Origin of the sequence: Streptomyces cyaneochromogenes, from assembly GCF_003963535.1 — a bacterium.
In the GTDB taxonomy this organism is placed as follows: Bacteria; Actinomycetota; Actinomycetes; order Streptomycetales; family Streptomycetaceae; genus Streptomyces; species Streptomyces shaanxiensis.
Map to the genome: position 1 here is coordinate 1,378,135 of NZ_CP034539.1, position 13,401 is coordinate 1,391,535.

Below are 13,401 nucleotides of genomic sequence, written 5' to 3' on the forward strand. Positions count from 1 at the left end.
CGTACGGCCCGCTTTCACTGGTCCTGCAGGGCGGTACGGATCGCGTCGAGGCCGGCCGGGTTGACGAGGGTGGACAGGTCACCGAGCGCCTCGCCGGTGACGAGGCTGCGGATGAGCCGCCGCATCACCTTGCCGTTGCGGGTCCTGGGCAGCTCCGGTACGGCGACCACCCGGCTGGGCCGGAACGCGGGGCCGAGCGCGTGGGCCACCCGTGCGCGGATCCGCTCGGCTTCCGGTGCGCCGAGGGGCCGCCCGGCCGCCGGGACCGCGAAGCACCACACGGCCTCGCCCTTGACGGGGTGCGGTATCCCGACCGCGGCCGCCTCTGCGACGGCCGGGTCGCCGACGACGGCGTCCTCGACCTCGGCGGGCCCGAGGCGTTTGCCGGCCACCTTGATGACGTCGTCGAGGCGGCCGTGGACGAACCACTCGTCACCGGTCCGGGAGACGAGGTCGCCGTGGGACCAGCGGCCCGGCCTCCGGCCGAAGTAGGTGTCGGCGAAGCGCTCCCGCGCTCGCCACAGTCCCCGGGTCATGCCGGGCCAGGAGTGCCGCACGACCAGTTCACCGACGTGTCCTTCGGGCGGCTCGGTGTCCTGGTCGTCCTCGATCGCCGCGTCGATGCCCAGGCAGGGCCCCGAGAAACTGCACGGCGACTGGGGCAGGGTGGGCGCGGAGGCGAGCAGGGATCCGCCGACCTCGGTGCCGCCGCAGATGTTGATCACCGGGCAGCGTTTGCCGCCGAAGTCGGCGAAGTACCAGCGCCACGCCTCCTCGGTCCACGGCTCGCCGGTGGAGCCGAGGACGCGCAACCGGGACGGTGCCGGAGGCTTCGGGTCGCGGCCCATCAGCATGCGGGCCAGGCTGGGCGAGCTGCCGAAGACGGTGACCCCGTGGTCGTCGAGCAGCCGCCACAGGCGGGTGACGTCCGGATGGTCGATCGCGCCCTGGTACGCCAGGACGCAGGCGCCGGCGAGGGTGGCGCCCACGGCGACGAGCGGGAACATGATCCAGCCGGGGTCGGTGACCCAGAAGGCCACGTCGTCCGGCCGCAGGTCGAGGTTGTACCGGGTCTCGCTGCCGACCTGGACCGGGAAGCCGCCGTGGGTGTGCATCGCGCCCTTGGGGCGCCCGGTGGTGCCCGAGGTGTGCAGCAGGAGGAAGGGGGTGCCGGTGGGGAGCGAGACGGTCTCGGCGGGCTCGGCGCCGGAGAGGCTGTGCCAGGTCGTCGTCGCGGGCCCCGGCGAGGCGGTCGGCTCGTCCTGCGACACGTCGCCCGTCTCTTCCTGAACGACGACGAGATGACGTACGCACGTGGCCTTTTCCAGTGCTGTACGGGCCACCGTCTCCATGTCGTACCGGCGGCCGTGCCGGGTGGCGGCCGCCGCGGTGACCAGGACCTTCGCCCCGGCGTCGACAAGCCGTACGGCGATCGCCTCGGTGCCGAAGCCGGAGAACAGCGGCACCAGCACGGCGCCGATGCGCGCGCAGGCGAAGAGCAGGACGAAGGCCTCGGGACCGGTTGGCAGATACCCGGCCACCCGGTCGCCCTGCACGACCCCGAGGGCGCGCAGTCCGCCTGCCACCCGGGCGCTGCGGGCGGCGACCTCGTCGTACGTGAGAACCCCCTTCGTGCCGTCCTCCCGCTCCCAGCGCAGTGCGGGAGCCCGCCCGCGCCCCTGCCGTAGATGGCGGTGGAGACAGGAGTCCACGAGGTTGGTGTGTCCGCCCGGGAACCAGCGGGTGGAGGCGATGCCTCCGGTGTCGTCGCACACGCGCGTCGGCGGCGTGTGCCAGACGATGCCGATGTCCGCCGCGGCCCGTTCCCAGAACCACTGGGGGTGGGTGACGGACCTGGTCTGCAGTTCGCGGTAGCCGCCGTCGATGCCGTGCTTGCGGCAGAAGGCCGCGATGTTGCCGTGTTCGGTGAACTCCGGCGTGGGATGCCAGACGTACTCGCTCATCGGGTCCCGTCCGGGTTCTCGATCAGTGCGGCGATTCCCTGGCCGCCGCCGATGCACAGGGCGATCACGGCCAACCGGCCGCCCGTGCGGCGCAGTTCGTGAGCCGCCTTGAGCAACAGGACGGTTCCCGTGGCGCCGATGGGATGGCCGAGGGCGATCGCCCCGCCGTTCGGGTTGACGCGGTCCGGATCGAGCTTGAGTTCGTCCATGACGGCCAGGACCTGGGCGGCGAACGCCTCGTTGAGTTCGATCACGTCGATCGCGTCCAGGGTGAGGCCGTTGCGATGCAGCAGGCTGCGGATCGCCTCGGCCGGGGCGACGCCCATGATCTCCGGCTCCAGCGCGGTGACGACCGCGTCGCGCAGCCGGCACAGCGGTGCGGCGCCGGGGGTGAGATCGGCCGAGCGCATCAGCAGCACGGCGGCGGCGCCGTCGTTGATGCCGGCGGAGTTCCCGGCGGTGATCGTGCCGTTCTGCGAGAACACGGGAGCCAGGCCGGCGAGCTTGTCCACCGTCGTGCCGGGCCGGGGATGTTCGTCCCGCTCCACGACGCCGCCCGGGGTGGCCACGGGCACGATCTGCTCGTCGAAACGTCCCTCGCGGACGGCGACGGCGGCCCGGCGCTGACTCTCGGCGGCCCACCCGTCCTGGCGCTGCCGCGAGATGTCGTACCGGTCCGCCACCACCTCGCCCGTCATGCCCATCGGGTAACGCCCGAAGGGGTCGGTGACCAGGGAGACGGTGCCGTCCACGGTCGGCTCTCCCGGCACCTCGTCGGGGGCCCGTTCGCTGTAGTCGAGCAGCGGCTGACGGGTCATCGACTCGTTGCCGCCCGCCACGACGACGTCCGCCTCGCCGAGGGTGAGGCTCTGCGCGGCCGACCAGACGGCCTGCAGTCCGGACCCGCACAGCCTGTTGACGTTGTACGCGGGGGTCGTCACGGGTAGCCCGGCGGCCAGGGACGCACGCCGGGCGTTGAACGCGTCAGGGCCCACCTGGCCCACGCAGCCCAGGACGACCTCGCTCACGGCGCCGAGGTCCAGCCCACCGCCGACGACCGCCTCGCGGATCACGAGGGCGCCCAGCCGGTGCGCGGGAGTCGAGCTCAGTGCGCCCTTGTATCGACCGATCGGGGTACGCGCCCCGTGGACGACGGCGATGTCTACGGGCATCGGGGGTCACTCCTTCGCTGTGGGCTCCGTGTCCGCACCGGACTCGGCGGACACGCTGGAGGCGGCGGACGCGCTGGACGTCGCCGGGTGTGCGGCGAGCAAGGTGAGGGCGTCCCGGTCGGGTCGGATCAGGAGCGCCGAGACCACGGCACCGGCGATCAGCAGACAGGCGGCCAGGTCGAAGGCCCGGCCGTAGCCGGCGGCCTCGGTGGGCGCCGCGTCGATGATCCGCCCGGTGACATAGGGGGCGAGCAGGCTCGAGAGGGCGGCGAGGGCGTAGGAGAGGCCCAGGGCGGCGCTGCGCCGGCCGGCCGGGCAGATGTCCGCGATCGCCGCGTTGGTCAGGGGGGTCTGTCCGTTGCCCGCGGAGAACGCCAGGACCAGCAACGGCAGCAGGAGGGCGGCGGGACCGGCCCGAGTCGCGAGTAGCAGACACACGCCGGCGAGAAGCGGCAGCAGCGCGCCGACCAGTCCCTGCGCGACCCTGGCGGTCACCCCTCTCCGCAGCAGCCGGTGCGCGACGGCTCCCGCGGTGAGGACCAGGACGGCCATGGACAGGGCCGGCAGCCCGACGATCCCGCTGATCTCCGCGTCGCTGAAGCCCACTTCTTCCTCCAGGAAGAGCGGCAGCCAGGCGAAACCCAGGGAGAGCGTCCACATGACCGCGAAGGTGGAGAAGGTGGCCCCGAGCCAGGTGCCCGTTGTGACGATGCGCCGGAAGGGGACCGTGGGGCGCGCCCCGTCGGCGGAGACCGTCGGGACGTCCCCTGCCGACGGTTCGTCGTCTGCCGGTCCGGGGCCCAGGTGTGCGGCGTACGGCCCGCCGCCGCCGACCCTCAGCCAGACCAGGGTCCACACCACCCCGGCGGCCCCGAGCAGGCCGAACGCGGCCCGCCAGCCGAGGGTGTTGGTGACCAGGACGACCAGCGGGGCGGCCAGGACGGTGCCCCCCGCGCCGCCGGCGACCACGACGGCCGAGGGCAGCGCGCGCCGCTTCTGCGGAAACCAGGTGAACGCCGTGTAGTTGGCCAGCGGGAAGCCCGGCCCCTCACCCGCACCGAGCACGACCCGGGTGGCGACGAGGGCTCCGAATCCTGTGGCGGGGAGGAGGATCGGCAGTTGCGCCGCCGCCCAGACGAGGGCGAGCACGGCGAGCAGGGGCCGGGCGCGGATGCGGTCGCCCAGGAAGCCGACCGAGACGGCCGAGAGGCTGAACAGGAGGTAGAAGCTGCTGGCGATGGTGCCGAACTCGGTGGCGGAGAGCCCGAGGTCGTCCTTGATGGGGCCCGCGGTCAGGCCGAGGACGGCCTTGTCAGCGGCGTTGACGACGATGAAGAACGCCAGCAGGACCAGGACGGTGCGGGCCCGGCGGCGGGTGCCGTCCGCCGTGGCCGACCGGGTGTCCGCCCCAACGGTCATGCGCGGGCCAGACGTTCGTCGAGCCAGTCGAAGACCCGCTGGTGAAAGCGGAGTGCCGCGCCCTCCTGACAGTGTTCGCCGGCCCCTTCGGCGACGGTGAACAGCATCAGCTCCTTCGCGCAGCGCAGCGCCTCGTACACCCGCCGGGCCTCGCCGTGAAAGGGCAGGTCGTTCTCCGCGTCGAGGACGAGCGTGGGGCAGGTGATGAGGGCGGCCGCGGTGTCGAGGCTGTACGGCGCGCAGGCGCGCAGCGCCTCGGGGGGCGTCTTGGCCCCGAAGACCCACATGCCGTGCCGCAGGAACCAGCGCGCCTGGGTGCTCTGGGCCAGGGTGACGGCCAGCGCGGGCCCGGCCACGTCGTCCCGGCCGTCCGTCACCCACTCGCCGAGGTAGGGCGGAATGCCGCGAAGGGGCACCTCGTAGAAGTCGTAGACCCCGTTGTGCAGGACGCACGCGGCGAAGCGGTCCTCGAAGGCCGTGGCGCGGGCGGCCAGCAGTCCGCCGAAGCTGGTGCCCCACAGCACAAGCCTCTCAGGGTCCACCTCCGGGCGGGTCAGGGCGTGGTCCACCACGGGCGTGACCACGTGTTCCCAGTCCGGCCGGAAGACCAGTCCCTGCTCCCGCCGGACGGACTGCTGGCCGGGGCCTTCGAAGGCGAGGACGTGGTAGCCGCGGCGCAGTGCCCCGCCGGCCGCCATGAAGTACAGCTCCTCCAGGGTGGAGTCGTATCCGCCGTGGTGGATGACGGTGGGCCGACTGCGGCCCGTGTCGTCCACGAGGAACAGATATCCCGGGAGGGTGGAGTCCTCGTAGGGGATCCGCAGGGGCACGACCGGAGTGTCGAACAGCTGTGCCGCCTGCGCGAAGGTCTGCCGCGAGCACCGGGCGAGGCGGGCCGACTCGAGGTCGGAGTCCCGGTCCTCGACGCGGAAGAAGTCGGCCGTGCGGTAGTAGTTCGAGGCCCGCAGGAGGGACTCGCGGGCGCTGACCCGGTGGCCGGCGGCGAGTGCCTCGGCACCGACACGGTGGAGGCGTTCGGCGACGGCGGTCCACGCCCGGCACCAGGCCTCCTCGTCGCCGTCGGGGATGTTGCGGCAGGCGGCCAGGACCTCGCCGAGATCGGCGCCCGCGTAAGCGGCGTGCCCGGCCGTGCGCAGCGCCTGGAAGGAGAACGCCGCGTCGTCGAAGAGGAACTTCATCGGGACCCCTTTCGAGATGGAACGGAACAGAGCCGTTCCGTCTCGCGCCGGAACGTACACCCGGCCCGAACGGAACGCAACCGTTCCGTTCGGTGTTAATCTCCCGCAGTGGAATCGACCAGCCGTGACGACGTCGACCGCAGGCCCACGGGCTCCGCGGTCCTGCGGGAGTCCGTGACCGAGACGATCAGGCGGGCGGTGTTCGAGGAGCTCGCCCAGACCGGGTTCGCGCGGATGTCGATGGAGGCCGTGACCCGCCGGGCCCGCGTCGGCAAAGCGGCCCTCTACCGCCGCTGGCCCTCCAAGGAGGCGATGGTCGTGGAGCTGGTGTCCGAGGCCGCCGCCGAACACCTCCCCGCGACGGCCGGCTCCGGGTCACTGCGCGACGACGTCGAACGGTTCGTCCGGGACACCATGGCCGACCTCCGCCATCCACTCGTCGGCCGGATCGTCCCCGACCTGGTCGCCGAGTCGGCCCGCAACCCCTCGCTGAGCGCCGCGCTCCACGAGGCGGTCCTCGCCCCCCGGCGCGCCGCGGTGGCGACGGTGCTGCAGCAGGCGATCGACCGCGGAGAGCTGCCGGCCGACATCGACATGAGCCTGGCCGTCGACCTGTTCGGCGCCCCGTTGTACTTCAGGATGCTCGCGGTCGGCGGACCCACCGACGAGGCCTACGTCGCCCGCCTCACCCGCGCCGTCCTCGCGGCACTCGCCGCCAGCCGCTGAGCGAGGCCCCAAGTCGCGACGCACTCGCGCGCGTCACCGGACGCGGGTATGAGGCAGGCGTGCGGCGCCGAGAGCTGTCGTGCCGGGACCATCTGCGTGAAGAGGTACCTCCCGGCGTCGAACTTGTCGGCGACGGCGGCCCGTTGGGGCGGGCTTCCGGGAGCGGTGATCTCGACGCGATCGCCGACCCGGGTCTGCCGGATCCGTGTCCAGGCCGCATCACATCGCGCGCCGAACCTGATCTCGAGCCCGGCCCCCGCGCGGGTGCGCCGGCCGGCCGGCGTGCGCGCGTCCCGCCCGCAGGCCATGCCTCCAGGAGGGCCATCCTGGAGACCTCGTCGGCCCCGTTGGAGGTCGGTTCCGGACTGTCGGGCCGTGCGAAGGGCGGCCGCCTCGCGCACAGCATCCCGGCCGCGGACGAGGCGGCGGCCGCCGAGGACCTTGCGGCGGAGGTGGTCGGCAATGGCCGCGCCAACCACGCAGGGCTCGGCGACGGCGACGTCCTGCGCGCCGTCGTCAACGAAACGAAGCTGCCGCCCGACAACGAGGCCGACACCGACGGCAACCGCCACTTCTACGCTTCGAGTGCATCGACCTCGGCGACGGCAGGGACCCCTGGCCCCAGCCCCTGCCCCTGCCCCTGCCCCTGCCCCTGCCCCTGCCCCTGCCCCCGCCCGAGTACGAGGCGCTCCCGGGCGCCGGTTCCTTCCAGATCGGCCGCCGCGACCCGCTGATCACCGCCATGGGCAAGCACCTGGTCGCGGAGGGCTGCGGCCGTTTACCCGAGCACGCAATCTCCACCGGATGCTCGGTCCGTGGGCGCCGGACGGCCTTCCCGGCCCGGCACCTGTCCACGGGGAGCTATAGACCGGACCGTCCTAAAATGGAACAAATGATCCGGGGATGATCGAGGGCGACGTGTCGGCCAACGGTGTGGCATCGAACTTGTACCCGTTCGGCGCCGCAAGTGTCGGCGAAGCGCCCGAGCGTGATGACGCGCTGGTCAGTGCCATCGTCGGTGCCGCGGAGCTGACCGGAGCGCATGCCGGAAGCGTGTTTCTGCTCTCCGGCGACCAACGCTCGCTCGTAGTGGCCGCGTCGTGCGGGTCGCCGCCCTCCCTGCTCAGCGGGTGGCGTCGGATCCCGGTGCACAGCGGTCTGCCGGTGGCGGAGGCGTACCGCTCCGGGCGCATGGTCCATCTGGCCGGCGCGGAGGAGACGATGCGGCGCTTCCCGCAGCTCTCGGTCGCCCTGCCCTACCCGTTCGGCTCCGCATCGGTCCCCGTACGGGCGGGCGAGCGGACCTTCGGCACCATGGCCGTGGTGTGGACGGCCAGGCCGGACGGCACAGGGCTGTCGAGGGCGCAGCGCCGGAAGCTGCGCGCCGCCGCCGACCGGCTGGGCGCCACCCTCGCCGAACTGCGGGCCCGCGGCGCGCTCGGTGAGTACGACGAACGGACGGCCCCGGTAGTGGTCCCGCTGCCATCCACCCCGGTGATCCGGGTGGGCCTGTTCGACTGGAATCTCGACACCGGAGCCCTCACGGCCGACGACGAGCTGTGCGCGATCTTCGGAATGCCGCCCCGCGAGTTCGACGGACGGGCGGCCACCCTCGCGGCCATGATCGAGCCCGCGGATCTGCCCGGCTTCCGGTCCGCCGCCCGTGCCGCGGTCCAGGAACGCCACGTACTGGCACACTGCCTGCGCATCCGGGACGGCCGCAGAGGCCACCACACCGTCGAGCTGTGGGGCCGGGTGCCCGAGAGCCCTGACGACCTGGAGGCCTCGGCCCATCTGGTCGGCGCCGTACTCGACTCCGGGAGCCGCATGGCCGCCGTGGCGGCGATCGAGCAGCTCGCGGACGGCTTCTTCGCGCTCTCGCCCGACGGGCGCCTCGCCTACGCCAACCACAGCCTGGAGAATCTGCTGCGGGTCCGACAGGACGAACTGCTCGGCCGACGCCCCTGGGACGTCCTGCCCTGGCTGGCCGATCCCGTGTACGAGGACCGCTACCGGGCCGCCCTGGTCTCCCAGCAACCGGTCTCCTTCCTGGTCCGCCGACCACCGGCCACATGGCTGGTCTTCTCCCTCCACCCGGGCGCTCAGGGCATGACGGGGTGGGTGGCACCCGTGCGACAGCCCGTACCGGCCGACACCGGCCCCGGTGCAACCCTCGCGGAAGGGGGGCCGCCCGCCTCCTGGTCGCCTCCGCCCGCGGCCCCGCGCGTGGGTTCCCTCTACCGGGTGCTCACGCTGGGCAGCGCGCTCACCGAGGCGGTCACCGCCCACGAGGTGTTCGAGGCCGTCGCCGAGCAACTGCTGCCCGCTTTCGGCGGTCAGAAGCTGGCGATCGCCGTGGTGGAGGAGCGGCGCCTGCGCCTGCTCGATCAGCGCGGCTACTCGAGGCGCTTTCTCGCCCGGTTCGAAGGCACTCCGTTGCATGCCCGTCTCCCCGTGACGGACGCGCTGACCTCCGGGACCCCGCTGTTCGTCGAGTCCCGTGAGGAGCTTCTCGAGACCTACCCCGGGATCACGGTCAGTCCATCCAACTCCTGGGCGTTCCTGCCCTTGATCGCCTCGAACCGCCCGGTCGGCGTCTGCCTGCTCGGCTTCGACGACGTCCACCGATTTCCCGACGAGGAGCGCGGAGTCCTCACCGCACTGGGCGGCCTGATCGCCCAGGCCCTGGAACGCGCCAGGCTCTACGACGCCGAATTCGCCCTCGCCCGCGGCCTGCAGAACGCGCTGCTGCCGCACCGGCTGCCCACACTGCCGGGCCTTGATGTCACCGGGCGCTATCTTCCGGGCACCCGAGGGATGGACATCGGCGGCGACTGGTACGACGTCATCCCCACCGGTGACGAGGTCGCGCTGATCGTCGGGGACGTGGAGGGGCACAACGTCGCCGCCGCGGCCGCCATGGGCCAGCTGCGCAGCGCGGTGCGGGCCTTCGCCACCGCCGGCCACCGGCCGAGCGACGTCGTCGCCAACACCAACCGGCTCCACATGGACCTCGACCCGGAGCTACTCGCAAGCTGCTGCTATGCCCGCCTCCATCCTCGTTCGGGTGTCGTGCGCCTCGTCCGTGCCGGCCACCCCCCGCCCTTGCTGCGCCTGCCCGACGGACAGGCCGAAGTCCTGGATGTGCCCGGCGGCCCGCTGCTCGGCATCGACGCAGCGGCACACTTTCCGGAGTCCGAGCTGCGCCTCGTACCCGGGTCGGTCCTGGCCCTGTACACGGACGGACTGATCGAGAGGCGTGACTCGGACATCGATTCCGACGTCGACCGACTCCGGGCGTCACTGGCCCGCATGGGCGGGGGCCGCCTGGAGGATCTGGCCGACGCGCTGCTGCGGGACGCCCGCCGGTCCGCCGACAGGGCGGACGACATCGCCCTCCTGCTCACCGGGTACGCCCCGCCACCGCAGACGGCGACAAAGCCGGCGTCCGCACACGCCGACTCCGGCCCGTCGCCGTGAGGCAGCAGGCTCTCCGACGCCGCTGTCCCCTGCCCCAGATGACGTGCCCAAGGCAGGCAGGGGGGTGGTCCGCCGGCGAGCCTTGGCTGACGAGGCTGACGAGGTGGCGCCGCCAGGAGATCAGTCCGGCGCGGCGCGGATACCCGGTGCTCAGGGCGATGTTCTCCGCGACCGACACCAGCAACACCGACCCACATCTGCGCCGAGCCCGCTCGCGCCGCTCCGCCGCCGCCCGGGCCGTGGCCGTACCCCGCCACCGCGCTGGCGGCTAACACCTGGCGAGGGGCGCCGAAGAGGCCGAGGCTGCCGGGCTACACGGACGGCATCGACGATCCCGCTTGGCCTCCCGGACGGCTGCGGCGGCACCGGACACGAGACGCAGCGCCTGCCAGGAGCCGCCGTAGCCGACGACGGCGAGGGCGACGTCGGCGAGGGCCAGGCGTATCCGGACAGCCGTGGCGGCCAGATCGAGGTGGGCGACAGCCATGCCGGCGATGACCAACGGGACCCAGGCCAGGGCCGGACAACCGCCCGTGAAGAACAGCGAAGAACAGCGCGGCGAGGCCCTCTGCCTGGCCGACGATGAGGAACGAGCGGCCGCCACCACCGGCTGCAGCAGGTAAAGCAGCTGCGGGCCCACCAGGGCCCAGCCCGCCGCAATCAGCGCCGGCGGCTCGACGCCCAGCCGGGGTACGGGTGGTTCGGATCGGCGAAGGTGGCTCCGGTCGGGCCGAGTTCGACGAGATCCCCGTGCAGCAGGACCGCGACCGTGTCGCTCATGTGCCGCACGACCGCCAGGTCGGGCGAGATGAACAGCATCGTCAGCGAGAGCCGACGGCGCAGATCGGCGAGCAGGTTGAGGATCTCGGCCTGGGGCGTCAGGTCGAGGGCCGAGGTGATCTCGTCGGCGATGACGAACCGGGGACGCTTGCCACGGAAGCATTGGGGTGCTGACATCGCGGGGTTGCCGCAACGAGGGTGGCCCTGGACCACGATCGTGGTCCAGGGCCACCCTCGTGCCCGCCCGGGCCACGGCAACGGGCCGACGCCCTGCTGGGCTCAGTATCGGGTTGCCGTGGGGTGACTGCCTCGGGTGCCGCAGCAGCTTGAGGACGCGGCGTTCGACGGCCTCGCTCATCTCGTGCTCCCAGCGGCAGGCTTCGGCGTGGACCTGCTCCCACTCCATGCAGGCGACGGTCTGGCTGACCGTGGGCCGCTCTGGCTCAGGCGCTCGGCAATGCGAGCACGCATGGGGAACGCACATGCTGTTGGTCAGGCGGGGGTTTCGGCGGTGACGGTCAGGACCGCGCGGCCGAGGATGTGGCTGGCCATGGTGAAGCCGAGGACGGCCGGGGTGGCGTCGGTAGCAACGCCGATGGAGGCGACGTCGAGGGCGTGCACCACGATGAAGTAGCGGTGCGGGCCGTGCCCGGCCGGCGGGGCAGCGCCGATGAAGCGAGCTGCGCGGGCGTCGCCCGGCAGTTGGAAGGCGCCCTCGGGCAAGCCCGAGCCGGTGTCGTCGCCGGCACCCTCGGGCAGCTCGGTGACGACGGCGGGGATGTCGGCGACCGCCCAGTGCCAGAACCCGGACCCGGTGGGGGCGTCGGGGTCGTAGACGGTGACGGCGTAACTCTTGGTGCCTTCCGGGGCGCCGCTCCAGGACAGCTGCGGGGAGACGTCCTTCCCGCCGGGGACGCCGAAGATGCCGGAGAACTGCTCGGGCGGCCAGGCCGCGCCGTCAGTGACGGTGGTGCTGGTGACGGTGAAGGAGGCCGCCTCGGGGAGGCGGGCGAAGGGGTCGTTGATGCTCATGGCGTCGTTCCTTTCATGTCGTGCTGCGGGGTGGCGGTGATGCGGCGGCCAGGAGCCCGTGGCGTCGGTGAAGCACCGCAGGCACCCTGGCACCGACCGCCAGATCGACCATAGCACCAATAATCGATTATTTACGGGATCGTCTATGATGGCGGCATGACCCAGGCGGCCTACACCTCAACCTCGTCGGGGAAGCAGATGCTCTCCGAGCAGGTCTACGCACACCTGCGGGACGCGATCATGCGCGGCGACTACGCCCCCGGTGACGCCCTCAAGCCCCAGGACCTTGCCAAGGAGCAGGGCGTGAGCTTGGCCGTCGTGCGCGAGGCGCTCGTGCGCGTGGTCGGCGAGGGCCTCGCCGACCGGCTGCCCAACCGCGGCTTCGCCGTCCCGGCCTTCTCCGACCGCCGCTGGCAGGAGATCGCGGAGGCCCGCCGGACCATCGAACCGGTCGTACTGCGCATGTCCATCGAGCGCGGTGACGTCGATTGGGAGGCCCGCGTACGAGCCGCCCACCACCGCCTGGCCCGCACCCCGGCGTATGTGCCGGAGGGGGGCGAGTACTACAGCGGCGCATGGTCCGAGGCACACCGGGTCTTCCACCGCACCCTGCTGGAGGGTTGCGGCAACCCCGTCCTGCTGGAGACCTTCGACCGGATGTGGACCGCGAGCGAGCTGGCCCGCCGCTGGTCGGCGCACCGCCACCCCGACCGGGACCACGCCGACGAGCACCGCCGACTGGAGGAGGCGGCACTGGCCCGCGATGCCCACACCGCGTCCGAGATACTGGCCCAGCACCTCACCCTGACCGCCGTCGGACTGACCCGCCGCCCCCACCACGAACCCGCCAAGGAGGCCTGATCGCTCGCCAAGACCCGAGGAGTGCCGTGATCGGGTGTCAGCATTCGGCGCCGTCCGGGGCCGGCAAGGGGCTCCGCGACCATGCCACATGATCGGCCGGACAGCTCCTGGTCCCATGCGCGCGGTTTCCTCGGGCCGTTATCAGTACGGGCCGCTTCCCCATCCCGGACGGGCGCACTCCGTTGAGCCAAAGTTCTGAATCCGCACGCCCGCTGAGACGTTTCCGCAGGTCACAGACCTGCACAGTGGGGCGGGTGGGACTCGAACCCACGGCCGACGGATTATGAGTCCGCCGCTGCAAATTATCGTTCGGGACAAAAGGTCGGGGGTTCCAATCCCGCCTCATCGGTCGAAAGCCAGCAGGCGTGGGCACGGTCTGTGTCGTCAAGGTCAAGTCGCCTTGCGACAGTCGACTTGGGCACACCGGGCAACACAGCAGCACCCCCACCTACGGCTTCCTCATTCACCACATCGCTCGATGTCGGCTGCGGGTGGACTGCAAGGGCGAGCCGGACTCGTTTGGGTACGGCCGGACTTCAGACCTACAGTCGGCACCCTCGTCACGCAAGGAACGACAACCGCACCTGGCGACGGGGATTGTCCTTGTTCGTGTCCGCCAAACTCCGTTGTGACAACGCAGGCTATCCGGTTCTCACCGTGCGCCGGACCGCCGCCGTTGTCCCTCGCGCTCACCCGACTGCCAGGGGAGGGGACACCCGGGCTGGAGGACCTACCGGGCTCGGCCGTGTTCGGGCAGTGGTGACGGGC

The 13,401-nt window shown here is 72.2% G+C and carries 11 protein-coding genes, 1 tRNA gene and 2 pseudogenes; 4 read left to right on the forward strand and 10 right to left on the reverse strand.

Features of this window, described 5'->3' with window-relative positions:
* Window positions 1–14: 14 nt before the first annotated feature.
* Genes EJ357_RS05925 through EJ357_RS05940 form a run of 4 tightly spaced genes read right to left on the reverse strand, consistent with a single transcriptional unit; the run spans window position 15 to window position 5,754 of the window.
* Entirely contained in the window at window positions 15–1,964 is a 1,950-nt protein-coding gene (locus EJ357_RS05925) for an AMP-binding protein (RefSeq protein ID WP_126389310.1), read from the reverse strand.
* Window positions 1,961–3,136, reverse strand: a complete 1,176-nt coding sequence (locus tag EJ357_RS05930; RefSeq protein ID WP_126389312.1) for a thiolase family protein — start codon at window positions 3,134–3,136, stop codon at window positions 1,961–1,963. Before EJ357_RS05930 ends, EJ357_RS05925 begins: the two co-directional genes overlap by 4 nt.
* Before the next feature lie 6 nt (window positions 3,137–3,142).
* Window positions 3,143–4,555: an MFS transporter gene (locus EJ357_RS05935; RefSeq protein WP_126389314.1), complete on the reverse strand. Its 1,413-nt coding sequence runs from the start codon at window positions 4,553–4,555 to the stop codon at window positions 3,143–3,145.
* Window positions 4,552–5,754, reverse strand: a complete 1,203-nt coding sequence (locus EJ357_RS05940; protein WP_126389316.1) for an alpha/beta fold hydrolase — start codon at window positions 5,752–5,754, stop codon at window positions 4,552–4,554. The genes EJ357_RS05935 and EJ357_RS05940 overlap by 4 nt, the downstream gene beginning before the upstream one ends.
* 108 nt (window positions 5,755–5,862) lie before the next feature.
* Here EJ357_RS05940 and EJ357_RS05945 point away from each other — a divergent pair, with 108 nt between their 5' ends.
* Window positions 5,863–6,480 carry a TetR/AcrR family transcriptional regulator gene (locus EJ357_RS05945; protein ID WP_126389318.1) on the forward strand — a complete coding sequence of 206 codons (618 nt, stop codon included), beginning with the start codon at window positions 5,863–5,865 and terminating at the stop codon, window positions 6,478–6,480.
* On the opposite strand, the gene EJ357_RS50700 is transcribed toward EJ357_RS05945, so the two are convergent.
* Window positions 6,426–6,788, reverse strand: coding sequence for a DUF2690 domain-containing protein (locus tag EJ357_RS50700; RefSeq protein WP_126389320.1), 363 nt, complete (start codon window positions 6,786–6,788; stop codon window positions 6,426–6,428). The genes EJ357_RS05945 and EJ357_RS50700 overlap by 55 nt on opposite strands.
* A 144-nt stretch (window positions 6,789–6,932) precedes the next feature.
* Between EJ357_RS50700 and EJ357_RS49140 the strand changes: the two are divergent.
* Together EJ357_RS49140 and EJ357_RS05960 are read left to right on the forward strand one after the other, a co-directional pair.
* Window positions 6,933–7,387 (forward strand): annotated as a pseudogene (locus EJ357_RS49140) (hypothetical protein); the annotation flags it as partial.
* A complete protein-coding gene (locus tag EJ357_RS05960) occupies window positions 7,384–9,960 on the forward strand; it encodes a SpoIIE family protein phosphatase (RefSeq protein ID WP_126389322.1) in 2,577 nt (858 codons plus the stop codon). The pseudogene EJ357_RS49140 and the gene EJ357_RS05960, both read left to right, overlap by 4 nt.
* A gap of 268 nt (window positions 9,961–10,228) precedes the next feature.
* On the opposite strand, the gene EJ357_RS48160 is transcribed toward EJ357_RS05960, so the two are convergent.
* The 4 genes and pseudogenes from EJ357_RS48160 to EJ357_RS05980 form a co-directional block, all read right to left on the reverse strand.
* On the reverse strand, window positions 10,229–10,447 hold the full coding sequence (locus EJ357_RS48160; protein ID WP_175647214.1) for a hypothetical protein: 219 nt from the start codon (window positions 10,445–10,447) through the stop codon (window positions 10,229–10,231).
* Between the two features lie 173 nt (window positions 10,448–10,620).
* The gene (locus tag EJ357_RS05970; RefSeq protein ID WP_228473287.1) at window positions 10,621–10,917 is read right to left on the reverse strand and encodes an ABC transporter ATP-binding protein; all 297 of its coding nucleotides are present in this window, start codon (window positions 10,915–10,917) and stop codon (window positions 10,621–10,623) included.
* A gap of 106 nt (window positions 10,918–11,023) precedes the next feature.
* Window positions 11,024–11,214 (reverse strand): annotated as a pseudogene (locus tag EJ357_RS50705) (metal-dependent transcriptional regulator); the annotation flags it as partial.
* An 18-nt stretch (window positions 11,215–11,232) separates the two neighbouring features.
* A complete protein-coding gene (locus EJ357_RS05980) occupies window positions 11,233–11,772 on the reverse strand; it encodes a YbhB/YbcL family Raf kinase inhibitor-like protein (protein ID WP_126389324.1) in 540 nt (179 codons plus the stop codon).
* A 156-nt stretch (window positions 11,773–11,928) separates the two neighbouring features.
* On the opposite strand from EJ357_RS05980, the gene EJ357_RS05985 reads away from it, so the two are divergent.
* Complete coding sequence (locus EJ357_RS05985) at window positions 11,929–12,633, forward strand: GntR family transcriptional regulator (protein WP_126389326.1); 705 nt, start codon at window positions 11,929–11,931, stop codon at window positions 12,631–12,633.
* A 246-nt stretch (window positions 12,634–12,879) separates the two neighbouring features.
* On the opposite strand, the gene EJ357_RS48165 is transcribed toward EJ357_RS05985, so the two are convergent.
* A tRNA-Ser gene (locus tag EJ357_RS48165) sits at window positions 12,880–12,977 on the reverse strand.
* Window positions 12,978–13,401 lie beyond the last annotated feature (424 nt).